The sequence below is a fragment of the Micromonospora sp. PTRAS2 genome (assembly GCF_054052245.1).
The window spans coordinates 805,251-827,511 of the sequence record NZ_JBSWBU010000003.1 but is presented as its reverse complement, the minus strand read 5'-3'; the positions used below and the strand labels follow the sequence as shown (position 1 = coordinate 827,511).

Below are 22,261 nucleotides of genomic sequence, written 5' to 3'. Positions count from 1 at the left end.
GGGCGATCGGGCGCCCGCCGTGCCCCCGGGCCCGTCGGATGGGTGACCACGGCAATGGATCCCTTTGGCTACTGTCGGTGTCCCGCAGTTGCACGGGTCAGCGAGGTCGCCGATGAACCAGTTCCTCACCCGGTCCCGGGTCCGCTCCGTCGCCACCACCCTGGCAGTCGCGCTGACCCTGCTGCTCGCGGCCGCCGCCGGCTGCGACAGCCGGCAGGAGCCCCGGATCCCGTCCGTCAACGACAAGCTGCGCGAGACGCACATCTACGGCCAGCCGACGATCAGGATCGGCGTCTCCACGGTCGGCCCGCTGATGGGCGAGCTGCGCGACGGCACCTACGCCGGCTTCGACATCGAGATCGCCCGGTACATCGCCGCCCAGCTCGGCTACGCGGGCGACCACCGGATCGAGTGGGTGCCGGTGTCCACCGAGGACCGCATCCCCGCCCTCCAGGGCGGGTCGGTCGACCTGGTGGTCTCCACCTTCTCGATGACCGAGGAACGCGCGAAGCTGGTCAGCTTTGCCGGCCCGTACCTGGTGACCACCCAGGAGGCGATGGTCCCCAACCGGCTCCGGGACAGCATCCGCACCATCGAGGACCTGCGCGACCCCCGCTACAAGGTCTGCACCAGCGGCGGCTCGACCACCGAGGCCGAGCTGGGCAGGCACCAGATCCGGGTGTTCGTGGTCAAGGAGGTCGGTGACTGCGTCGAGGGCATCCTCGCGGGGCGGTACGACGCGGTCAGCTCCGACGAGACCATCCTTGCCGGGTTCCTCTCCCGGCACCCGAAGGACTTCACGGTCGTCGACATGCCCTTCGGCACCAGCGAGCAGATCGGCGTCGGGGTGCCGATCAGCGACCCGGCGCTGCGCGACCTCGTCGCGTTCTTCCTCGACAAGAGCTACCAGCAGGGGCGCAGCGGGCAGAGCAGTCCCTGGCTGACCGCGTACCACCGGACCCTCGGGCCGTGGCTGCGGCAGCCGAAGACCCAGCCGCCGACGCTGGACGTCCCGGAGCTGGTCGACTTCGACGACAAGGTCCGCCCCTCATGACCGCGCCGGTGGCCACCGGAGGTGACGACGTGCACGCACCGGGCTCCGGCGCGGCCGAGCGTCGGGCCCGCGCCAGCCAGTCGTTCTGGGCGGTCGTGGTGGCCGTGCCCGCCGTCTTCTCGGTGCTGCGGCTCGGCGTGGAGGCCGGCGGCGAACTCCAGACCACCCTGCTGCTGGTCGCCAACGTCGGGCCGGTCAACCTGCTCGCCGGGTTCCTCACCACGGCCGCCCGGCTGCTCGCCACCGGGCTGGTCGCGGTGTTCGCCCTCGGCGCGGTGCTCGGCGTCAGCGTCGACCGGCTGCCCGGCCACCGCCGCTCGCTCTTCGCCCGCTGGGCGGAACTGACCCCGACCTGGTTCGTGTTGACCAGCTTCCTGCTCGCCCTGACCACCTGGCAGATCCTCTACCTGCCGCTGCTGCTGCCCGCGTTCGCCGCCGCGTTCCAGCTCCGCCCCGAGCGCCTGCACGAGCTGGCCGCGGCGCGGGTGCTGATCGTCGCGGCCCTGCTCGGCGGCTGGCTGTTCCTGCTCGCACCGACCCTGCTCGACGCCTGGCAGCAGGGCGAGCCGCTGGTCGTGGCGCTCTTCGTCGTGCCGCCGGTGCTCGCGCTCGCCATCGCCGGCCCGCTGCCCGGCGCGGTGATCCGGCCGCTGGCCTCGATCACCCAGGCCGCCGTGCTGGCCATGCTGGTCTGGGCGGCGCTGCCGGTGATCAGCACGCCGGTGCTGCCGCTAACGGTCACCACCGTGCAGACCGCGCCCGACACGACGGAGGACGTGCGCGGCCACGTCGTGGTCGTGGACGACGTGAGCATGGTGTTGCTCCAGGAGCACGGCGGCGTCCGGTACGTGCCGATCGACCAGGTGAAGGCGCAGGTGCTCTGCCCGAGCGAGGGGGAGCTGCCCCGGCACCGGCTGCGGGTGCGCGACTTCCACGTGGAGGACTCGCTGCTGGAGGCACTGGGGCGGCGGGTCCGCCCGGTGCACCGCATCGACGCCGCCTGCCGGGTCACCGGCTGACCTGGCTTCCCCGGAGCAGGTAGGCGTGCTCGGCGGCGTCGGTCAGTTCGGCGACGACCTCCGGGCTGGCCGAGGTGCCCACGGCTGTCCACAGCACGTCGACCGGCGTCGGCCCGGCCAGCCAACGTCGCATCGACTCCTCCGCGCCGTCGGGCAGGGAACCGCCGGACGACCAGCTTCCGATGACCTCGGCCAGGTGCCGGGCCGGGCCCTCGCCCGGTCCGTCCGCGAACCCGGCCAGGTAGGGCCCGACGTCGACCCCCAGCTCCGCGACCGCCGTCAGCAGGTCCCAGGCGGGCGTGACGGACGGGAACACGGCGAGGGTCAGCCGCCACCAGACGCGGGCGAAGTGCTCGACGGCGTCCCGTTCCTCGGCCGGCCAGGCCAGCCACTGCCCGCCGACCCGGCGCGTCACGGCGTCCGGCCAGAGCCAGTGCTCCATCGCCCCGGTGGCGTACGCCTCCAGCAGGCGGGGCACCAGGTGCGGTAGCTCCGTCCCGTCCCCCCAGGTGCCCGGGTTCATCAGGTACGTGCCGAGTTGGTCCGGCGTCAGCTCCCGCAGGGGCGTACGCGCGAAGAGCGCAACCTCGGCCGGGTCGACACAGTGCTCGCAGGCGGTCATGTCGGGCGGCAGCGGGCGGTGGGCGAAGGCGGCGTACAGCCGTTCCACCGCCTGCGCGAACTCGCGGTCTCCCCGCACGCCCCCAGTATGCCGGCCGGGGCGACGCCACTGCGGACCCCTGGACGCGCCGAGCGCCGATCACGGGGAGTGATGGCTGTGCAGCCAGTCTCCTCGGGGCGGTTGATCTGACTCTTCGTCACGTTCCTTCGACCTCGCCAGACGTCTCGCGTCCCCTTTGCTCTGCACCCCTATCCGCAACACCTGCTGTGAGCTGGGCCTAGGCGAGAGCGAGAGTGCAGGAGGGTGCGGCGGTGGGTTGCGCTGCGTGATTCGTTGCGTATGTGGGTGCAGAGCAAAGGGGTTCGCCGGGGTGGTGGCGTCGGGCGAGTTGGTTGCGCTGCGTCACGCCTCGGCGGGGAGCGCGGGTGCGGGTGTGCCCGTCGCCAGTGTCAAAAGTGGTCGCGGGGAGTTGCGGAGAATGTGCGCAGCGTAGGCATACTGGGCGCTCCGGTTCGCGACGGCCGGGGAGTCGGCCGCCCTGCCACCGAGGAGTTCTCATGCTTCTACGTCGTACCGTCGGGCTGATCGTCACGGGTAGCCTCGCCGCCGCCGCGCTCCTGGCCCCGGCCACGCCGGCGGTCGCGGCCGTGACCTCCGGCGCGGTCTTCAACAATCCGACGGTGGCCGGTCAGCAGTACGCCATCGTCGAGCACGTGCAGCGGCTGATCCAGGGTGCCGCCTCCGGGTCCACGATCCGGGTGGCGATGTACCACTTCACGCTCACCCGGGTGTCGAACGACCTGTCGGCCGCGTACGACCGGGGGGTGAACGTGCGGGTCGTGGTCGACAGCCAGTCCCGCTCCTACCCGGCGGTGACGGGCCTGATCGCCAAGCTCGGGACGAACCGGGCCGCCGCCTCCTGGGTGACCGTCTGCACCACCGACCGGGCCTGCATCGGCAACCTGAACACGCCGATCATGCACAACAAGTTCTTCCTGTTCTCCGACACCCTCGGGTCGACGAACGTCCTCGTGCAGAGCTCGGCCAACCTGACCAACGACAATGCCGAGCGGTACTGGAACAACGCGGTCACGATCGTCGGCAACACCGCCGTCTACAACTCCTACGTCACCTACCACGGTGACCTCGCCGCGCAGGTGAAGAACAACGACTACTACCGGACCACGTCCAGCGGCACCGCGAAGTCCTACTTCTTCCCCCGCGCCGGCACCACCCAGGACACCGACACGATCTACAACATGCTCAACGAGAACGTCACCTGCGAGGGCAACACCTCGACGGGCACCGAGACCGGCCGCACGATCATCCGCATCGGCATGTGGCACTTCAGCCGCAACCCGATCGCCACGAAGCTGCACGAGCTGGCCGACCAGAAGTGCTGGGTGGAGGTCGTCTACACCGAGACCGACACCGACGTGCGCAACATCCTCTCCGGGCACGACCGGATCAAGCTGTACCAGATCACCGGCGACTACATCGTGCACTCGAAGTACATGCTCATCGAGGGAACGTACGACGGGCAGAGGGACACCAAGTGGGCGGTGACCGGCAGCCACAACTATTCCAACGCCGCGCTCCGCGAGAACGACGAGGCGCTGCTGCGGATCCAGTCGGCGACCATCCATGACCAGTACCGCTCGAACTTCTGGAACCTGCGCGCCGCCGCCGTGCCGGTGAGCTGACCGCGCCGGACGACACACCCCTGGCCCGGCTGACCGGACTATATTCCGATCATGGCGGAATACGACGGATCAGCCCCCGGGGTACGCGAGCTGACGGCGCTGACCCTGAGCAAGATCTCGGTCGGGCCGGGCGACAACAACTGCTACCTGCTGCGCTGCCGCGCAACGGGTGCGCAGTTGATGGTGGACGCGGCGAACGAGCCGGAACGGCTGTTGGAGTTCTGCGGCGGGCGGCTCGACGTGGTGGTGACCACCCACAATCACTGGGACCACTGGGAGCACGGCCTGCCCGACGTCGTGTCGGCGACCGGGGCGCGCACCTACGCCGGCGCACCCGACGTGGACGGCATCACGGTCCCGACCGACGTGCCCGTGGAGGACGGCGACGTCATCCGCTGCGGCAAGATCTCCCTTGAGGTCATCCGGCTGACGGGCCACACGCCCGGCGGCGTTGCCCTGCTGTACGACGATCCGGCCGGCCACCCGCACCTGTTCACCGGCGACTCGCTCTTCCCCGGCGGAGTCGGCAACACCTTCGGCAACGCCGACGACTTCGAGACGCTGTTCACCGACGTGAAGACGAAGGTCTTCGACCGGCTGTCGGACGACACGTGGGTCTACCCGGGCCACGGCCGGGACACCACGCTGGGCGCGGAGCGGCCGGCGCTGGAGGAGTGGCGCACCCGCGGCTGGTGACGTCAGCCCTGGCCGACGCCGTGGGCCACCGACTGCAGCCGAATCTTGGTACGAAAGCGCCCCCGGAGGGGCCCTTCCGTACCAAGATTGCCAGCGGGATCCGGGATCAGCAGGCCTGGCGTTGGCCCGTGTAGTGGACGCCGGCCCGGCCGATCACGGTCTCGTCGCCCAGGCCGGTGTTCGCGCCGCGCGCGATGTAGCACGAGTACCGGTGCTGGTTGATCACCTCAAGGTGCACGTGGGCACCGCTGTCGCCGTTGACCTGGTAGCAACTGGAGTAGCGGAACCGGCCGGTCTCGCCGAGCTTGGTCCACGGCCCCACCGTCGCGCCCACGGCGATGCCGCCGGGCTTGTTGTTCACGTGCATGACGTCCGCGCGGGCGAGGATCTGACCGGTGGTGGTGTCCCGCGCCTCCAGCCCGATGCGGTAACCGCCGTCGGCGAGGTTGCCGGTGGCGCAGCCCGGCCGGACGGTCACGACCGTGACGGCGACCGGGTGGCCGGACGCGGTCTTGGAGCCGAAGGGGGAGACGATGGTGCCGCCGGGGTTGCGGTAGATGTCCACCGCCCAGTCGTTGGTGTAGCCCCAGTTGCCGAAGACGATGTGGTGGGAGGCGGGGCCGGATTCCCCGAAGCGGTCCCAGGTCGAGGAGTCCTGGATCGGCGGGTAGACGCTGACCCAGTCGCCGTCGGGGTGGGCGCTGGCGGCGGTGGCCGGCGCGACGGCGGCGCCGAGCGCGAGGACGACGGCTGCTGCCGTACGGGCGAACCTGAGGTGCATCGTTCCTCCGGGGTCTCCTGGCGAGGCGGGCAGGACCGGTCCGGCAACCGGTGGGCGGCAACGGACCGGCAATGTCCAGCGATGCTATACCTGTCGATCTATCGATTTCTTGCCCCGCCGCCCGAGGCGGGACGAGACGGTGGGCCGGCGGCGGCACACGATTCAGTAGGACTTGTCTTGGCCGAGGACGTGCTGGGCTACGAAGTTGAGGATCATCTCCCGGCTCACCGGGGCGATCCGCCCCGCCCTTGCCGCGCCCAGCAGCGTCGCCACGCCGTACTCCGTGGTCATGCCCGCGCCGCCCAGCGCCTGCACCGCCGTGTCGACCGCGAGCGCGGCGGCCTCGCCGGAGGCGTACTTGGCCATGTTGCCGGAGACGCCGGCCTCCAGGTCGCGCCCCGCGTCGTACAGGGTGGCCGCCTTGTAGATCATGAGGCGGGCCAGTTCCACCTGCACGGCCGCGTGCGCGAGCGGGTGCGACACGCCCTGGTGGGTGCCGATGCTCCGGCCGCCCCACACCTTGCGGGTGGCCGTGTACTCGCTGGCGCGTTCGATCGCGTACCGGCCGGTGCCGGCGCCCATCGCGGCGACCGTGATGCGCTCCGGGTTGAGGCCGGCGAACAGGGCCGGCAGGCCGGCGTCGAGGGACCCGCCGACCAGGGCGTCGGCGGGCAGCCGCACGTCGTCGAGGTAGAGCATGAACTGGTTCTCCGGGGAGACGATCTCCATGTCCAGCTTGGACCGGGTCAGCCCGGGGGCGTCGGTCGGCACGAGGAACAGGGCCGGCTTGAGCTTGCCGGTCGCCGCGTCCTCGGTGCGGGCCACCACCAGCACGTAGCCTGCCTCGTCGACGCCCGAGATGTAGCACTTGCGGCCGGTCAGCAGCCAGTCGTCGCCGTCGCGGCGGGCCACCGTGCCGAGCCGGTGGAAGTTGGACCCGGCCTCCGGCTCGGTGATCGCGAAGACCACCTTCAGCGTGCCGTCGGCCATGGCGGGCAGGAACCGTTGGCGCTGCTCCTCGGTGCCGTGCCTCGTGACGATCGTGGCGACGATGGCGGGGGAGACCACGAGCAGCAGCAGCGGGCAGCCGGCGGCGGCCAGCTCCTCGCAGACGATGGCCAGCTCGGTGATGCCGCCGCCCCCGCCGCCGTACTCCGTGGGGATGTTGACGCCGAGGTAGCCGAGCCGGGCGGCCTCCTCCCACAGTTCGGTGGTGTGCCCGCCGGACTTCGCCTTCTCCACGAAGTAGCCGTGACCGTATTTTCGGCCCAGCGCCCGGACGGCGTCGCGGAGCTGCTCCTGCTCGTCGGTGAGGTCGAAGTTCATGACGCTGTCTCCTCGGGGGTGGTGACGACGGCCAGCACGGCGCCGGTGTCGACCTGGCCGCCGGCCGGCACCGGCAGCTCGGCGACCACGCCGTCGGCGGGGGCGAGCACGGGGTGTTCGAGCTTCATCGCCTCCAGGGTCAGCAGCAGGTCACCGGCGGCGACCCGCTGACCGACCTCGACGTGCACCCGCGCCACCGCGCCGGGCAGCGGCGCGAGCAGCGACCCGGCCGCCAGCTCCGCCGTGGGCAGCGGGAAGCGCGGCAGCTCCGTGAGGCTCGCCGCCCCGTCCGGGCCGTCCACGAAGACCTGTGACCCCACCCGGTGTACGGAGTACGCGCGCCGCACGCCGTCGACGTCGAGGACCACCCGGTCCGGGGCGGCGGCGACCAGCACCACGCTGGGCGGGAGGGGGCGGGCGGCGGGCGGCCCCGAGCCCTCGGCGGGCGGAGCCGAGTCGCCGGCCGACACCGCGCAGTCGGCGAGTGCGCCGGTGCGGTCCAGTCGGTAGCGGACCTCGATCCCGTCGCCGTCCGGCCCCGCGTACCGGGTCACCTGCGGGAACGATGGCACGTTGCGCCAGCCGGAGGGGAGCCCGGCGAGCACCGGGGCCGCCGCCCGGCGAGCGGCGGCCGAGGCGAGCGCGGCGGCGAGGGCGGCCAGCGGTAGCTCGTCGGCCGGCAGCAGCGGGGCGAACACGTCGGGGTGCCGGTCGAGGAAACCCGTGTCCACCTCGGCCGCGGCGAACGCGGGGCTGCGCAGCACCCGGACCAGCAGGTCCCGGTTGGTGGTCACCCCGTGCAGCTCGGCGCGGGCCAGCGCGCCGGCCAGCAGCCGGGTCGCTTCCGCCCGGGTCGGCGCCCAGGCGACCAGCTTCGCCAGCATCGAGTCGTAGTGCACGCCGACCGTCGAGCCGTCCGCCACCCCCGAGTCGAGGCGCAGCCCCTTCGTCGGGGCGAACTCGCCCGCCACCTGCGGCACCGCGAACCGGTGCAGGACGCCCGTCGCCGGCCGGTAGTCGTGCGCCGGGTCCTCGGCGCACAGGCGTACCTCGATGGCGTGGCCGTCGGGCGGCGGGGCCGCCGCCAGCGGCAGCGGCCCGCCCTCGGCGACCAGCAGTTGCAGGCGCACCAGGTCCAGCCCGGTGACGGCCTCGGTGACCGGGTGCTCCACCTGGAGGCGGGTGTTCATCTCCAGGAAGAAGAACCGCCCGTCCGGGGCGAGCAGGAACTCGACCGTGCCCGCGCCGACGTACCCGACCGCGCGGGCGGCGGCGACGGCCGCGGCGTGCAGCCGCTGCCGCACCCCGTCCGGCAGGACCGCCGGGGCCTCCTCGACGATCTTCTGGTGCCGGCGCTGGATCGAGCAGTCCCGCTCGCCCAGCGCCACGACCGTCCCGTGGGTGTCGCCGAAGACCTGCACCTCGACGTGCCGGCCCCGCTCGACGTACCGCTCGACGAAGACCGTGCCGTCGCCGAACGCCGCCGCCGCCTCCCGCCGCGCCGAAGCGACGGCCTCGGCGAGCCCGGCCGGGTCGGCGACGATGCGCATGCCGCGCCCGCCGCCCCCGGCGGACGCCTTGACCAGCACCGGGAAGTCGGTGATCTCGTCGGGATCGGTCCAGGTGGGCAGCATCGGCACGCCCGCGTCGGCCAGCAGCGCCTTCGCCGCGACCTTGTCGCCCATCGCGGCGATCGCCTTCGCGGGCGGGCCCACCCAGGTCAGGCCCGCGTCGGTCACCGCCGCCGCGAACTCGGCGTTCTCGGCGAGGAAGCCGTAGCCGGGGTGCACGGCGTCCGCGCCGGTGCGGCGGGCCGCGTCCAGGATGAGGTCGACCCGCAGGTACGTCTCGGCGGGCGCGTTCCCCGGCAGGCGTACGGCCAGGTCGGCCTCGGCGACGAACGGCGCGTCGGCGTCGGCGTCGGAGTGCACGGCGACCGTGGCGACGCCGAGCGCCCCGCAGGTGGCGATGACGCGCCGGGCGATCTCGCCCCGGTTCGCGACCAGCAGACGGGTGATCATGAAAGCAGCCCCCTACATCCGGAAGACGCCGAAGCCGTCGGCACCCTTGACCGGTCCACTGTGGATCGCCGACAGGCAGAGCCCGAGGACGGTACGCGTGTCCCGGGGGTCGATCACCCCGTCGTCGTAGAGCCGGCCCGAGAGGAACAGCGCCCCCGACTGCGACTCGATCTGCTGCTCGACCATCATCCGCATGGCGGCGTCGGAGTCCTCGTCGAACTCCTGCCCCCGGGCGGCGGCGGCCTGCCGGGCCACGATCGACAGCACGCCGGCCAACTGCGCCGGCCCCATCACCGCCGACTTCGCGTTCGGCCAGGTGAACAGGAACCGGGGCTCGTACGCCCGCCCGCACATGCCGTAGTTGCCGGCCCCGTACGACGCGCCCAGGTTGACCGTCAGGTGCGGCACCTTCGAGTTCGACACGGCGTTGATCATCAGCGCGCCGTGCTTGATGATGCCCCGCTGCTCGTACTCCGTGCCGACCATGTAGCCGGTGGTGTTCTGCAGGAAGACCAGCGGGGTGTCGGCCGCGTTGGCGAGCTGGATGAACTGGGCCGCCTTCTGCGCCTCCTCGCTGAACAGCACGCCCCGGGCGTTGGCGAGCACCCCGACCGGGTAGCCGTGCAGCTCGCCCCACCCCGTGACCAGCGCCGTCCCGTACGCGGGTTTGAACTCGTCGAACTCGCTGCCGTCGAGCACCCGGGCCAGGACCTCGCGTGGGTCGAACGGCACCTTCAGGTCGGCGCTGACGACGCCGAGCAGCTCCTCCGGGTCGTACTTCGGCGGGGCGGGGAACGCGGTGCGCGGCGGCGGGCCCTGCTTGCGCCGGTTGAGCCGGCGGACGCACTGCCGGGCCAGCCGGATGCCGTCCCGCTCGTCCTCCGCGAGAAAGTCGGCCAGGCCCGACCTGGTGGCGTGCATGGCCGCGCCGCCGAGGGACTCGTCGTCGGTGACCTCGCCCGTCGCCATCTTCACCAGCGGCGGCCCGGCCAGGTAGACCTGCGACCGGTCCCGGATCATGATCACGTGGTCGGACATCCCGGGCACGTACGCGCCGCCGGCCGTGGCGTTGCCGAACACCACGCTGACCGTGGGGATGCCCTCGGCCGAGAGCCGGGTCAGGTCGCGGAACACCCGCCCGCCCGGGATGAAGATCTCCGCCTGGGTGGGCAGGTCCGCCCCGGCGCTCTCCACCAGGTTGACCATCGGCAGCCGGTTGGCCAGGGCGATCTCCCCGGCCCGCCGGGTCTTCGCGAGCGACCACGGGTTGACCGCGCCGCCGCGTACCGTCGGGTCGTTGGCGACGACCAGGCACTCCACGCCCTCGACGACGCCGATCCCGGTGACCACGCTGGCCCCGACGGGAAAGTCCGTCCCGTACGCGGCGACCGGCGACAGCTCCAGGAACGGGCTGTCCGGGTCGAGCAGCAGCTCGATCCGCTCCCGGGGCAGCAGCTTGCCGCGCTGGTGGTGCCGGGCCGCGTACTTCGCCCCGCCGCCCGCGCGAGCCTGATCGAGGGCCGCGTCCAGCTCGGCGAGCCGCTCCAGCAGGGCCTCCCGGTTGGCCCGGACGGCCGGCGCGGAAGGGTCGAGCGAACTGTCCAGTGTGGTCACAGCCCCATCTCCTCCGTCGGCAGGTCGACGACGCGGGAGCGCAGCAGCTCGCCCAGCGCCTTCGCCTGCGGGTCGAACCGGGTCGACGCGGCCACGCCCTGCCCGAGCAGCCCCCGGATCACGAAGTTCACGGCGCGCAGGTTCGGCAGCTCGTGCCGCTCGACGGTCAGCGGGCCGGTCTCCGGCAGCAGCTCGGCCAGCCGCTCGACGGTCAGCCAGTGGCGCAGCCACGCCCAGGTCGCGTCGGTACGCGCCCAGACGCCCAGGTTCGCGTCGCCGCCCTTGTCGCCGGAGCGCGCCCCCACCACCTCACCCAGCGCCCCCCGCCGCGTGCGCTGCGGGTGCAAGGAAGGGCCCCCTGTTAACGCATTCTGTTGTACAGGGGGCCCCTGCAAACACGTCACCGGCGGGGGAGCGATCGGCACCCGCTCGCCCGACGGCAGGACGGCCACGTGCTCCACCGCGTCCTGCGGCACGGCGTCGGCGGTGAACACCCCGTACGGGGTGGCGTCGCCGGGCAGCGTGGTCAGCGTGCAGCCCGGGTAGGAGGCCAGCGCCAGCTCGACGGCGGCGGCCGAGAACGCCCGCCCGGCCCGCGCCTTGTCGCCGTCCCGCAGGTGTACGTGCAGCAGCGCGCTCGCCGCCTCCGTGTCGCTCGCGTCCGGGTGGTCGGTGCGGGCCAGGGTGAACTCCAGCCCCGCCGGGCCGACCGCCGCCTCCAGCTGGCCCCGGACCAGGGCCGCCTTCGCCGGGATGTCCAGCCCGCACAGGACGAACGTCATCGAGTTGCGGAACCCGCCGAGGTTGTTCACCCCCACCTTGAGGGTGGGCGGCGGGGGCGTGCCCCGGACCCCGGTGACGCGCACCCGGTCCGGCCCGTCGGCGGTCAGCTCGACCGTGTCCAGCCGGGTCACCACGTCCGGGCCCAGGTAGTCGGGGCCGCCCACCTCGTACAGCAGCTGCGCGGTGACCGTCTCCGGGGTGACCGCGCCGCCCGTGCCCGGGTGCTTCGTGACGACCGAGGAGCCGTCCGGGTGGATCTCGACGATCGGGAAGCCGGGGCGGTGCCCGCCGTCGGGCAGCTCGGTGAAGAAGCTGAAGTTGCCGCCGGTGACCTGCGCCCCGCACTCGATGAGGTGCCCGGCCACGGTCGCCCCGGCCAGCGCGTCGAGGTCGCCGCGCCCCCAGCCGTACCGGGCGATGGCCGGCCCGACCGCCAGGGAGGCGTCGGTGACCCGGCCGGTCACCACGACGTCCGCCCCGGCGTCGAGGCAGGCGGCGATCCCGAAGGCACCCAGGTACGCGTTCGCGGTCAGCGCGTCGGGGCGGGGCAGGGCGTCGCCCTCGACGTACCCGATGCGGGCGGTGAGGCCGAGCCGGTCGGCGAGCGACCCGATCGCGGCGGCCAACCCGGCCGGATTCAACCCGCCGGCGTTGGTCACGATCCGCACCCCGCGTTCCAGCGCCGTGCCGAGGCACCCCTCGAGCTGACGCAGGAACGTCTTCGCATACCCCAGGGCGGGGTCGCGCAGCCGGTCCCGGCCGAGGATCAGCATGGTCAGCTCGGCCAGGTAGTCGCCGGTCAGCACGTCCAGCTCGCCGCCGTCGAGCATCTCCCGCCACGCGGTGGCCCGGTCGCCGTAGAAGCCGGACGCGTTGCCGACCCGCAGCGGCGCGCTCACGCGGCCACCCCGCGTCGGGCCGCCCCCGGGCCGGTCGTTCCGGGCCGTGCCGCCCCGGTCCGGGCGCCCGCCGGCCCGCGGCCGGGCCCGGGCGGGCCGGCGAACGCCTGCGCCACGTCGAGCCACGCGTCGGCGACCGGGCCGGTGGCCACCAGGTCGAGGTCGGCGCGGTGCCGGCGCTGGGTGACCAGCAGGCAGAGGTCCAGGGCCGGGCCGGTGACCCGGTCGGCGGCGTCCGCCGGGCCGTGGGCCCAGACGCCGCCGCCGGGCGCGGTGACCTCCACCCGCACCGGCGCCGTCGGGACCGCGCGGCCGTGGGCCGCGAACCCGTGCCCGAGGGTACGGAAACCGAGGTGTACGACGTGCCGGAGCCGGGCGGTCGGGGCGCGGGTGACGCCCAGCGCGTCGGCCACGTCCTCGCCGTGCGCCCAGGTCTCCATGAGCCGGGCGGTGGTCATGGAGGCGGCCGACATGCGGGTGCCGTACCAGGGCAGTTGCTCACCGGTCGGGACATCGGCGAGCGCGTCGGCGAGCGCGGATCGGCCCGCCCGCCAGCGCGCCAGCAGCTCGGCCGGCGGGGCCAGGAACTCCTCCGCGCCGGCGTCGACCAGGCGGGCCGGGTCGGGGGCGGAGGTCACCGAGGCGACGAACGCGTCGGGGTCGGTGGCCGCGAGCAGGGCGACGTGGTCGGTCCAGGCCAGGTGGGCGATCTGGTGGGCGACCGTCCAGCCGGGGGCCGGGGTGGGCCGCGCCCAGTCGCCCGGGGGCAGGGCGGCGACCAGGGCGTCCAGCTGCGCGGACTCGTCGGCCAGGTCCGTGCGCAGTTCCGTGCGGTCGACCATCGTGCCTCCAGGGGGCCGGCCGGGCGGGCCGGTCAGGGGGTGAGCAGGGTGGCGAGCTGGCGCTTCCAGGTGGTGAGCAGGGCAGCGCGGCGGGCCGAGTCGTCGTTGAGCAGGTTGGCCACCCCGAGCCCGCGCAGCAGGTCGAGGGTGGCCTGCACGGCCTCGCGGACGCCGGGGCGACGCTCGTCGACGCCGAGCAGGGCCACGGTCAGCCGGTGCATCTCCCGGCCGACCTGCCGTTCGAGGGGGACCAGGGCGGTGCGCAGCTCGGCGTCGGTGCGGGCGGCGACCCAGAGTTCGAGAGCGGCCACGAAGAGCGGGCCGGTGAACGCCGCGCCGAGGAGGTCGATCACCCGGTCGAGCCGTTGCGGCCCGGCGGGCAGCGCCTCGGCCTCGGTGCGCAGCTCGTCGGCCCGGCGCTGGGCCAGGTGCGCGACGGCGGCGGTGACCAGAGCGGCCTTCGTGGGGTAGTGGTGCAGCTGCGCACCCCGGGACACCCCGGCCCGGGTCGCGACGACCGTGGTGGTCGTGCCGGACCAGCCGTGCTCGACGAGACACTCGACGGTCGCCTCCAGCAGCCGGGCCCGGGTGGCGCGGCTGCGCTCCTGCTGCGGGACACGGGTCGGTGTGGCGGTCACCCGGTCAGCGTGCCGCCGCCAAAACAAACAGTCAAGCCTGACTTTTTTGTGCGTCGGATGGGGCCCGCTGGTCGGGGGTGCGCGCGTGGCGGGTGTCGTCCGCGCGTCAGGGGGCTGATGTGGTCAGCGCCCGCAAGAGGGCTGATGTAGTCCGCGCCTGCTAGGGAGCTGATGTGGTCCGCGCCCGCCAGGGGGCTGATGTGGTCCGCGCCCGCTAGGGAGCTGATGTCGCAGACGACTCACCGATCGGGCGCCGGGCGATGTCGTAGACGACTCAGCTCCCTAGCGTGCCGCGCGGATGCCGTCCCGGGCGGGACCGGCGGGGTGCCGTCGCGGGGTCGGGTCAGTGCCAGCCACAGGGGCGGGTCAGCGACAACCGCGGGGTCGGGTCAGCGGCCGTCGCGGGGGCCGAAGACGGCCAGCGCCTCGGCGTCGCTGTGCCGGGAACGCAGGTACTCGTCCGCCCAGCCGGCCGCGTCGGGGAAGCCGGACTCCGCCGCCACCCGCGCGCACGCCGCGTCGACGTCGAACGCGGTGCGCCGCAGCTGCACCCCCGGCCCGAGCAGCGCCCAGTCCGCCCCCGGCCCGCCGTACGGCATGCCGACGCTGCCCGCGTTGACCACCAGGCGCCGGTCGACCAGCCGGGCGAACGGCATGTGGGTGTGCCCGCAGACCACGGTCCGGACCTCGGCCGGCACGTCGGCGAGGACCTCGGCCCAGCGGGACAGCCGGGAGTCCACGAGGACGACCTCCTCGTCGTCGCGGGGCGTGGCGTGGCAGAACAGCACCTCGCCCAGCCCCGCGACCGGCAGCGTCACCGCCGTCGGAAGCGCCGCCAGCCGGGCGACCTGGTCGTCGCGGAGCTGCCCCGCGGCCCAGTTCGACACCTCGATCGGGGACGGCCGCCCGGCCCGCGCCTCGACCAGTTCCCGGTCGGCGTTGCCGCCCACCCAGCGGACCCGGTCGCCGAGCCCGGCAAGCAGGTCCAGCACCTCGACGGGCTGCGGGCCGGCGGCGATGTCGCCGGTGAGCACGATCAGGTCGGCGGTGGCCACGTCCGGCTCGGCCAGGACCGCCTCCAGCGGGGGCAGCGCGCCGTGGACGTCGGAGAGGACAGCGACCCGTTCCAGCATCCCGTCACGGTGCGCCCCGGCCCGCCGGCCCGTCCAGGGATTCTCCGCCGGGCAGAACGCCCGCCGGGGCGGACGGCGGATGACTCAGACGCGGGCGCGGCGGGCCAGGCGCTCCGGGTCGAGGATGATGATGCTCTTGCCGTCGAGCCGCAGCCAGCCGCGCGAGGCGAAGTCGGCGAGCGCCTTGTTGACGGTCTCCCGGGAGGCGCCGACGAGCTGGGCGATCTCCTCCTGGGTCAGGTCGTGGGTCACCCGCAGCACGCCGCCGTCGCGGGTGCCGAACCGCCCGGCCATCTGCAGCAGGTTCTTCGCGACCCGCCCCGGCACGTCGGTGAAGATCAGGTCGGCCAGCGAGTCGTTCGTCCGGCGCAGCCTGCGGGCCAGCACCCGCAGCAGCTGCTCGGCGATCTCGGGCCGGTTGTTGAGCCACGGGCGCAGGGCCTGCTTGCGCAGGCGCACGAGGCGGGTGTCGGTAACCGCGGTGGCCGTCGCCGTGCGGGGGCCGGGGTCGAACAGCGACAGCTCGCCGACCATGTCCGACGGGCCCATCACGGCGATCAGGTTCTGCCGGCCGTCCGCCGCCCGGCGACCGACCTTGATCTTGCCGGACAGCAGGATGTAGAGACTGTCGCCGGGCTCGCCCTCGTTGAACACGACCTCGCCCTTGCGGACCTCGATCGTCTCCATCTCCTTGGCGAGCGCCTCGGCAGCCTCCGGGTCGACTCCCTGGAAGATCCCGCTGCGAGCCAGTACCTCGTCCATCGCGCACCTCCGCCTGCGCGTGCCGTCTTCTCGGCCGGGCCGCCGTCCGCTGATCCCTCGCGCGAGGCCAGTCTAGGCGCACGTGAGCGGTAATCAGAGCCGCACCCCTGGGAAACCCCTGGTCCCCCTCGCCGCGCCCGGGACGTAGGGTCGGCGGCGTGCTGACCGAGCCGACCCTGACCAGCCGCCACGAGGACGGCCGGGACGTCCCGCTGCTCGTGTGGCGCGCCGACCGGCCGTTACTGACCGTCAGCTCCGCGCCACTCGGCGGTGGGATCGGCGTACGGCACTGGGTGGTCAACGCGACCGTGCCCATGTCGTACCACCGGGACGACCCGGCCGACCACCTGGCCGAACTGGCCGACCAGCTCGGCCTCGACGGGCCCGGCGTCGGCCTCCTGACCGGCGTTGACGTCGCCGAGGTGGTCGCCCGCGCCGACTCCGGGGTGCGGGTCTGGGCGACCGTCGGGCTGGGCACCCCCGTCCAGGCCGCCGCGCCCGACCCCGCCGTCGGCACGCCCGCGCCCGCCCCGGCCCGGTGCGCCGCGCCCGCCCACCGGGTCGGCACGGTCAACATCGTGGTCGAGGTGCCCGCCCGGCTCGGCGACGCGGCCCTGGTCAACGCGGTGGCGACCGCGACCGAGGCGAAGGCGCAGGCGATCCGGGAGCTGGGGCTCGTGGCCACCGGCACCCCCACCGACGCCGTCACCGTGCTCTGCCCGGCCGACGGGGAGCCGTCCGCCTACGGCGGGCCCCGATCCGCGTGGGGCGCCCCGCTGGCCCGCGCGGTGCACGCCGCCGTGCTCGTCGGCGGGGCCGGGACCGTGGTCCCCTGGTCCGAACGGCGCACGGCCTGATTTTTCGGCCGATCGGCCATCGTCACCGCGTATCCCGCCCGGTAGCGTCGCGGGCGATGTATTCTCCCGCCCGCCCCGGCCCCCGTCCCCGCCTGCCCCGCGCCGGTGCCGCCCGCCCGCGCCGCCGCGTGGCGCTCGCCCTCGGCGTGCTGCTCGGCACGCTGCTCGCCGCCGGCTGCGCCGAGACGACCGACGCGCCCACCTGGCAGCCCGGCACCCGGGCCGGCGCGACCGGCACCGCCTCCCCGGCCCCCTCCGGCGACACCCCTGAGGGCAAGGTCGAGAGCGTGTCGCTCTCGGCCACCGGCGACATCATCATGGGCAACGCGCCGAACCGGCTCCCGCCGAACGGCGGCAAGGGTTTCTTCGACTCGGTGCAGAAAGCGCTCGCGGCCGACCTGGTGATGGGCAACCTGGAGGAGCCGCTCACCGTCGACACCGGCACCGGCAAGTGCGGGGCCAACTCGACCCGCTGCTTCCAGTTCCGCGCCCCGCCGGAGTACGCCGCGCACCTGCGCGACGGCGGGTTCGAGCTGCTCAACCAGGCGAACAACCACGGCTACGACTACGGCCCCAAGGGCTACCGCAACACCCAGGCCGCGCTGGAGAAGTACGACCTGGCGCACACCGGGGCGCCCGACCAGATCACCGTGGTCGAGGTCGAGGGCGTCAAGATCGCCGTCGCGGGCTTCTCGTCGTACGTCTGGTCCAACAGCCTGGTCGACATCGACGCCGCCAGCGCGGTGATCAAGAAGGCGGCCACCATGGCCGACCTCGTCGTCGTGCAGGTGCACATGGGCGGCGAGGGCGCGGACAAGACCCGGGTGCGCCCGGGCACCGAGATGTTCCTCGGCGAGAACCGGGGCGACCCGATCAAGTTCTCCCACGCGATGGTCGACGCGGGGGCGGACCTGGTCGTCGGCCACGGCCCGCACGTGCTGCGCGGCATGGAGTTCTACGAGGGCCGGCTGATCGCCTACAGCCTCGGCAACTTCGCCGGCGGCGGCAACTCGCTGAGCAACAACGGCCGGCTCGGCTGGGGCGGCGTGCTCAAGGTGTCGCTGAAGCCGGACGGCAGCTTCGCCGGCGGCTCGTTCACCTCGACGTACATGAACTCGATCGGCAAGCCGACCATGGACCCGGACGACCGGGGCCTCGGCCTGGTCCGGGAGCTGAGCCGGCTGGACTTCCCGAAGAGCGGCGCCCGCCTCGACGACGAGGGCCGGATCACCGAGCCGTGAGCCGGCGGCCGGCCACCGGTCGCCGGGCGCGGCCGGGCCGCGTGGCGCGGCGGGCCGTCACCGGGTCGACGTAGTCTTTCCGTCGTGACCACCAGTCCCCCCGCAGCCAACGAGACCGACCTCGGCCGCACGCGTCGCGCCCGGAAGATCCACCGGGTGCTCACCCGGACGCACCCCGACGCCCACTGCGAGCTGGACCACACCAATCCGCTGGAGCTGGCCGTCGCCACCATCCTGTCCGCCCAGTGCACGGACAAGAAGGTCAACGAGGTCACCCCGAAGCTGTTCACCCGCTACCCGACGGCCGCCGACTACGCCGGGGCGGACCGGGCCGAGCTGGAGGAGCTGATCCGGCCCACCGGCTTCTACCGCAACAAGACCAACTCGCTGATCCGGCTGGGTCAGGCCCTCGTCGAGCGGTACGACGGGCAGGTCCCCGGCAAGCTCGACGACCTGGTGACGCTGCCCGGGATGGGCCGCAAGACCGCCAACGTCATCCTCGGCAACGCCTTCGGCGTCCCCGGCATCACCGTCGACACGCACTTCCAGCGGCTGGTGCACCGCTGGCGGCTGACCGCCGAGACCGACCCGGTGAAGATCGAGCACGCGATCGGCGCGATGTTCCCGAAGCGCGACTGGACGATGCTGTCGCACCGGATCATCTTCCACGGCCGGCGGGTCTGCCACGCCAAGAAGCCGGCCTGCGGCGCGTGCACGCTGGTGAAGCTCTGCCCGTCGTACGGGACGGGGCCGACGGAGCCCGCGCCGGCCGCGAAGCTGCTCAAGGGCCCCCGGGCGCGGGACCTGGCCGTCGCGGCGGGCGTCGACCCGGAGCTGGTGCCGCAGCAGGCGGTCGCCGCGGAGGCGCCGTGACGCACCGCTCCACCGCCCGGCGTTCGCTGGTCGCCCTGCTCCTGCCGTTCGCGCTGCTCGCCGCCGCCTGCACGGCGACCCCGGCCGAGGAGAAGACGGCCGAGCCCCGGCGGAACACCCGGCCGTCGCCGTTCGCCGCCTGCGCGACCCTGACCGTGCCGCCCCCCTCGGCCGCGCCCACCCCCGCCGGGTCCGGCGGGCCGGAGCTGCCCGAGCTGACCCTGCCCTGTTTCACCGGCGGCGACCTCGTCGCCCTGCGGGCCGTGCGCGGGCCGGCCGTGGTCAACCTGTGGGCGTCCTGGTGCCCGCCCTGCCGCAAGGAACTGCCCGCGTTCCAGCGACTCAGCGAGCGCGCGGACGGCAGGCTCCAGGTGATCGGGGTGAACACCCGCGACAGCCGGGACGCCGCCCAGTCGATCGGCGAGGACTTCGGCGTGCGCTTCCCCGTCCTGTTCGACCAGGGCGAGAGCCTGCGCCGGGCGCTCAACCGCAACGCGGTCCCGCTGACCGTGCTCGTCGGCGCGGACGGCCGCATCCGGCACGTCGACACCTCCGGCGCGCTGGACGACGCCCGGCTCGCCGCGCTGGTCCGCGAACACCTCGGCGTGGTGGTGCCGGCGTGAGCCGTACGCCGCCGCCCTGGATGCAGCCCCTGCTGTCCCGGCTCGGCTCCGCCCGCGCCGAGGACTTCACCCGGATCGTCACCCCGGCCAGCGGCGGGCGGGAGAGCGCCGTGCTGGTGCTCCTCGGCGAGGAGCCCGGGGCGGGCCCGGACGTGCTGGTCCTGCAACGCGCCGCCACCCTGCGCAACCACGCCGGGCAGCCGGCGTTCCCCGGCGGGGCGGCCGACCCGGGCGACGCCGACTCCGCCGCCACCGCCCTGCGCGAGGCCAACGAGGAGGTCGACCTCGACCCGGCCAGCGTCACCGTCCTCGCCGAGCTGCCGAGGCTGTGGATCCCGGTCAGCGACTTCGTGGTGACGCCCGTGCTCGGTTGGTGGCACCGGCCGCACCCGGTGCACCCCCGGGAGCCGGCCGAGGTCGCGCACGTCGCCCGGCTGCCGGTCGCCGAGCTGGTCGCCCCCGAGAACCGGCTGCGGGTCCGCCACCCGAGCGGCTGGATCGGCCCGGCCTTCTCGGTGCGCGGCATGCTGGTCTGGGGGTTCACGGCCGGGGTGCTCGCCGCCCTGCTGGAGATGGGCGGGTGGGCCCGCCCCTGGCCGGACGACCGGGTCGTCGACCTGCCGCCGGCCGGGGCCGCCCCGGCACCCTCCGCCGGCACCGACGCCGCCGACGAGATGGCCGGACCGCTCGCCTGACCGCCGGCGCGGCGGCGGGACGCTGACCGGACCGTCACGTTCCGCGAGCGGTGGGCACCCGGCGGGCCCGCTGCCCGTACCCTTGGGGCGTGTCCGCCGTGGATCTCGTTCTGCTCCTGCTCATGCTCGTGTTCGCGATCAGCGGATACCGTCAGGGCTTCGTCATCGGGGTGCTGTCGTTCTCCGGGTTCTTCCTGGGCGCGCTCATCGGTCTACAGGTCGGCCCGTTGCTGGCCCGCCAGTTCACCGACAGCGGCACCCGGGTGCTGATCTCCCTCGTCGCCGTGTTCGGGCTGGCCGTGGTGGGGCAGGCGCTGGCCGGTTGGCTCGGCTCGCACCTGCGCCAGACCATCACCAGCGACATCGCCAAGCGGGCCGACGACATCGGCGGGGCGGTCGTCTCGCTCTTCGCCGTCATGCTGGTCGCCTGGCTGGTGGCCGTGCCGCTGGGCTCGTCCTCGCTGCCCTGGCTGGCCTCCTCGGTGCGCAACAGCGCGCTGCTCACCGTCGTGGACCGGGTCCTGCCGGACCAGGCGCAGGAGCTGTCCACCGCGCTGCGGGACACCGTCGACACCAACGGCTTCCCGGACGTCTTCGGCGATCTCGCGCCCACCCGGGCCCGGCAGGTCGAGCCGCCCGACCCGGCGCTCGCCGGCTCCCAGGTGGTGGCCGACGGTCGGCGTGCGGTGGTCAAGGTGCTGGGCTCCGCGCCGAGCTGCGCGCGCCGCATCGAGGGCTCCGGCTTCGTGTACGCCGACGACCGGGTGATGACCAACGCGCACGTGGTGGCCGGCACCCGGTCGGTGGCGGTCGAGTTGAACGGCGACCGGTACGACGGGGAGGTCGTCGTCTACGACCCGGACCGGGACCTGGCCGTGCTGCGGGTGCCGGGGCTGCCCGGCCCGTCCCTGCGGTTCGCCGCCGGCAACGCGGGCAGCGGGGCGGACGCGATCGTGCTGGGCTTCCCGCTCGACGGGCCGTACAACGCCCAGTCGGCGCGGATCCGGGACGTCGACCGGATCACCGGCCCGGACATCTACTCCTCCGGCGACGTGACCCGGGAGATCTACACGATCCGGGCGCTGGTGCGCAGCGGCAACTCGGGCGGGCCGCTGCTCTCCTCGAACGGCCTGGTGCTCGGGGTGATCTTCGCGGCGGCGGCGGACGACCCGAACACCGGCTTCGCGGTGACGGCGGCCGAGGCCCGCCCGGTCGCCCTGGCCGGTGCCGAGCGGACCCGCCCGGTCGGCACCGGCGAGTGCACCTGAGCCACAGGAACGCGGCCGCCGTGGCGGCCCTCCGGCTCCGGCGGTCGGGACCCGGGCCGGCCGTCCGGCTCAGGCGGTCGGGACCCGACCCGGTCACCCGGCTCAGGCCGTCGGGACCCGGGCCGGCCGGCCGACCGTGGGCAGCTTCTCCCGGCCCCACCGCACGCCCCGGTCCAGCACCGCCCGCGCCATGATCACCACGCAGGTGCCGCCGTTGAGGAACGACGCCAGCACGTCGCTCGGGTGGTGCATGCCCCGGTACATCCGGGTCAGGGCGACACCGACCGGCACCAGGACGAGCAGCGCCCACCAGGCGACTTTCGCCGGGGTGCTCCGCGCCCGCAGCGCCAGCAGCACCGCGATGCCGACGTAGAGCGCCACGGCGGCCGACGTGTGCCCGGACGGGAAGCTGGACGTCGGCGGGGAGACGTCCATGTGCTCGACCGCCGGGCGGCGGCGGTCGATGGCCATCGTGGTCAGCAGGAACACCAGCGCTTGGGCGGTGACCGCCGCGCACAGGAACAGCGGCTCCCGCCAGCGGTGCAGCACCAGCCGCAGGACCACCGCCACGATCGCGGTGACCAGCACGATCAGCTGGGTGCTGGCCAGCGTGCTGAACACCAGCGACACGTTGTTCCAGCCGGCGGTCCGGTCGGCGGCCAGCTCGCGGTTGACCGCGTCCTCCACCGTGAGCGGCCAGGTGTGCGCGAAGACCCGGGTGACGAGGACGCCGAGCAGCACCATGACGGAGAGCAGCAGGGCCACCGGCAGCAGCACCCGCTTGGCTGCCTGACCCACCAGTTCGGACATG

The 22,261-nt window shown here is 73.8% G+C and carries 21 protein-coding genes; 10 read left to right on the top strand and 11 right to left on the bottom strand.

The genetic code is table 11. The features are described from left to right. Nucleotides 1-112 precede the first annotated feature (112 nt). Together ACVMYR_RS14620 and ACVMYR_RS14615 are read left to right on the top strand one after the other, a co-directional pair. The gene (locus tag ACVMYR_RS14620; protein WP_043964943.1) at nt 113-1,054 is read left to right on the top strand and encodes a transporter substrate-binding domain-containing protein; all 942 of its coding nucleotides are present in this window, start codon (nt 113-115) and stop codon (nt 1,052-1,054) included. After that, nucleotides 1,051-2,073 carry a hypothetical protein gene (locus tag ACVMYR_RS14615; RefSeq protein ID WP_457122007.1) on the top strand — a complete coding sequence of 341 codons (1,023 nt, stop codon included), beginning with the start codon at nt 1,051-1,053 and terminating at the stop codon, nt 2,071-2,073. Before ACVMYR_RS14620 ends, ACVMYR_RS14615 begins: the two co-directional genes overlap by 4 nt. On the opposite strand, the gene ACVMYR_RS14610 is transcribed toward ACVMYR_RS14615, so the two are convergent. After that, the gene (locus ACVMYR_RS14610) at nt 2,063-2,773 is read right to left on the bottom strand and encodes a hypothetical protein (protein ID WP_457122006.1); all 711 of its coding nucleotides are present in this window, start codon (nt 2,771-2,773) and stop codon (nt 2,063-2,065) included. The genes ACVMYR_RS14615 and ACVMYR_RS14610 overlap by 11 nt on opposite strands. 479 nt (nt 2,774-3,252) lie before the next feature. On the opposite strand from ACVMYR_RS14610, the gene ACVMYR_RS14605 reads away from it, so the two are divergent. Beyond that, the gene (locus ACVMYR_RS14605) at nt 3,253-4,398 is read left to right on the top strand and encodes a phospholipase D-like domain-containing protein (RefSeq protein ID WP_457122005.1); all 1,146 of its coding nucleotides are present in this window, start codon (nt 3,253-3,255) and stop codon (nt 4,396-4,398) included. 51 nt (nt 4,399-4,449) lie between these two features. Then, nucleotides 4,450-5,094 (top strand): MBL fold metallo-hydrolase, encoded by a 645-nt coding sequence (locus ACVMYR_RS14600; RefSeq protein WP_457122004.1) that lies wholly within the window; start codon nt 4,450-4,452, stop codon nt 5,092-5,094. Between the two features lie 106 nt (nt 5,095-5,200). Here the strand turns inward: ACVMYR_RS14600 and ACVMYR_RS14595 are convergent, their stop codons facing one another. From ACVMYR_RS14595 to ACVMYR_RS14555, 9 genes are all read right to left on the bottom strand, one after another. Further along, entirely contained in the window at nt 5,201-5,875 is a 675-nt protein-coding gene (locus tag ACVMYR_RS14595; protein ID WP_457122003.1) for a hypothetical protein, read from the bottom strand. Between the two features lie 162 nt (nt 5,876-6,037). Next, complete coding sequence (locus ACVMYR_RS14590) at nt 6,038-7,201, bottom strand: acyl-CoA dehydrogenase family protein (protein ID WP_387107146.1); 1,164 nt, start codon at nt 7,199-7,201, stop codon at nt 6,038-6,040. After that, nucleotides 7,198-9,222: an ATP-binding protein gene (locus ACVMYR_RS14585; RefSeq protein WP_457122002.1), complete on the bottom strand. Its 2,025-nt coding sequence runs from the start codon at nt 9,220-9,222 to the stop codon at nt 7,198-7,200. Before ACVMYR_RS14585 ends, ACVMYR_RS14590 begins: the two co-directional genes overlap by 4 nt. 12 nt (nt 9,223-9,234) lie before the next feature. Beyond that, complete coding sequence (locus tag ACVMYR_RS14580; protein WP_457122001.1) at nt 9,235-10,836, bottom strand: acyl-CoA carboxylase subunit beta; 1,602 nt, start codon at nt 10,834-10,836, stop codon at nt 9,235-9,237. Next, nucleotides 10,833-12,518, bottom strand: a complete 1,686-nt coding sequence (locus tag ACVMYR_RS14575) for an acyclic terpene utilization AtuA family protein (protein WP_457122000.1) — start codon at nt 12,516-12,518, stop codon at nt 10,833-10,835. The genes ACVMYR_RS14580 and ACVMYR_RS14575 overlap by 4 nt, the downstream gene beginning before the upstream one ends. Continuing rightward, entirely contained in the window at nt 12,515-13,360 is an 846-nt protein-coding gene (locus ACVMYR_RS14570) for a TIGR03084 family metal-binding protein (RefSeq protein WP_396789600.1), read from the bottom strand. Before ACVMYR_RS14570 ends, ACVMYR_RS14575 begins: the two co-directional genes overlap by 4 nt. Nucleotides 13,361-13,392: 32 nt before the next feature. Beyond that, complete coding sequence (locus ACVMYR_RS14565) at nt 13,393-13,998, bottom strand: TetR/AcrR family transcriptional regulator (protein ID WP_077938001.1); 606 nt, start codon at nt 13,996-13,998, stop codon at nt 13,393-13,395. A 389-nt stretch (nt 13,999-14,387) separates the two neighbouring features. After that, nucleotides 14,388-15,131 (bottom strand): metallophosphoesterase family protein, encoded by a 744-nt coding sequence (locus ACVMYR_RS14560; protein ID WP_457121999.1) that lies wholly within the window; start codon nt 15,129-15,131, stop codon nt 14,388-14,390. Nucleotides 15,132-15,215: 84 nt separating this feature from the next. After that, entirely contained in the window at nt 15,216-15,893 is a 678-nt protein-coding gene (locus ACVMYR_RS14555) for a Crp/Fnr family transcriptional regulator (RefSeq protein WP_007073398.1), read from the bottom strand. 158 nt (nt 15,894-16,051) lie between these two features. Between ACVMYR_RS14555 and ACVMYR_RS14550 the strand changes: the two genes are divergently transcribed. From ACVMYR_RS14550 to ACVMYR_RS14525, 6 genes are all read left to right on the top strand, one after another. Then, nucleotides 16,052-16,750, top strand: a complete 699-nt coding sequence (locus tag ACVMYR_RS14550; protein ID WP_228986657.1) for an adenosylcobinamide amidohydrolase — start codon at nt 16,052-16,054, stop codon at nt 16,748-16,750. A 56-nt stretch (nt 16,751-16,806) separates the two neighbouring features. Continuing rightward, nucleotides 16,807-17,991 carry a CapA family protein gene (locus tag ACVMYR_RS14545; protein ID WP_457121998.1) on the top strand — a complete coding sequence of 395 codons (1,185 nt, stop codon included), beginning with the start codon at nt 16,807-16,809 and terminating at the stop codon, nt 17,989-17,991. A gap of 84 nt (nt 17,992-18,075) precedes the next feature. Then, nucleotides 18,076-18,864, top strand: a complete 789-nt coding sequence (gene nth, locus ACVMYR_RS14540) for an endonuclease III (RefSeq protein WP_457121997.1) — start codon at nt 18,076-18,078, stop codon at nt 18,862-18,864. Further along, nucleotides 18,861-19,487, top strand: a complete 627-nt coding sequence (locus ACVMYR_RS14535; protein WP_396789604.1) for a TlpA family protein disulfide reductase — start codon at nt 18,861-18,863, stop codon at nt 19,485-19,487. Before nth ends, ACVMYR_RS14535 begins: the two co-directional genes overlap by 4 nt. After that, on the top strand, nt 19,484-20,182 hold the full coding sequence (locus ACVMYR_RS14530) for an NUDIX hydrolase (protein WP_457121996.1): 699 nt from the start codon (nt 19,484-19,486) through the stop codon (nt 20,180-20,182). The genes ACVMYR_RS14535 and ACVMYR_RS14530 overlap by 4 nt, the downstream gene beginning before the upstream one ends. 89 nt (nt 20,183-20,271) lie before the next feature. Further along, complete coding sequence (locus ACVMYR_RS14525) at nt 20,272-21,450, top strand: MarP family serine protease (RefSeq protein WP_043964968.1); 1,179 nt, start codon at nt 20,272-20,274, stop codon at nt 21,448-21,450. A 102-nt stretch (nt 21,451-21,552) separates the two neighbouring features. Here ACVMYR_RS14525 and ACVMYR_RS14520 read toward each other — a convergent pair whose 3' ends face one another. Next, nucleotides 21,553-22,260, bottom strand: coding sequence for a phosphatase PAP2 family protein (locus ACVMYR_RS14520; RefSeq protein WP_457121995.1), 708 nt, complete (start codon nt 22,258-22,260; stop codon nt 21,553-21,555). Between the last annotated feature and the right edge of the window lies 1 nt (nt 22,261).

Bases quoted from the DNA above. Each gene is read 5' to 3' on its own strand.
- ACVMYR_RS14620 (WP_043964943.1), top strand. From the start codon at position 113: ATGAACCAGTTCCTCACCCGGTCCCGGGTCCGCTCCGTCGCCACCACC.
- ACVMYR_RS14615 (WP_457122007.1), top strand. From the start codon at position 1,051: ATGACCGCGCCGGTGGCCACCGGAGGTGACGACGTGCACGCACCGGGC.
- ACVMYR_RS14605 (WP_457122005.1), top strand. From the start codon at position 3,253: ATGCTTCTACGTCGTACCGTCGGGCTGATCGTCACGGGTAGCCTCGCC.
- ACVMYR_RS14600 (WP_457122004.1), top strand. From the start codon at position 4,450: ATGGCGGAATACGACGGATCAGCCCCCGGGGTACGCGAGCTGACGGCG.
- ACVMYR_RS14595 (WP_457122003.1), bottom strand. From the start codon at position 5,875: ATGCACCTCAGGTTCGCCCGTACGGCAGCAGCCGTCGTCCTCGCGCTC.
- ACVMYR_RS14590 (WP_387107146.1), bottom strand. From the start codon at position 7,201: ATGAACTTCGACCTCACCGACGAGCAGGAGCAGCTCCGCGACGCCGTC.
- ACVMYR_RS14585 (WP_457122002.1), bottom strand. From the start codon at position 9,222: ATGATCACCCGTCTGCTGGTCGCGAACCGGGGCGAGATCGCCCGGCGC.
- ACVMYR_RS14570 (WP_396789600.1), bottom strand. From the start codon at position 13,360: ATGGTCGACCGCACGGAACTGCGCACGGACCTGGCCGACGAGTCCGCG.
- ACVMYR_RS14560 (WP_457121999.1), bottom strand. From the start codon at position 15,131: ATGCTGGAACGGGTCGCTGTCCTCTCCGACGTCCACGGCGCGCTGCCC.
- ACVMYR_RS14555 (WP_007073398.1), bottom strand. From the start codon at position 15,893: ATGGACGAGGTACTGGCTCGCAGCGGGATCTTCCAGGGAGTCGACCCG.
- ACVMYR_RS14545 (WP_457121998.1), top strand. From the start codon at position 16,807: ATGTATTCTCCCGCCCGCCCCGGCCCCCGTCCCCGCCTGCCCCGCGCC.
- ACVMYR_RS14520 (WP_457121995.1), bottom strand. From the start codon at position 22,260: ATGTCCGAACTGGTGGGTCAGGCAGCCAAGCGGGTGCTGCTGCCGGTG.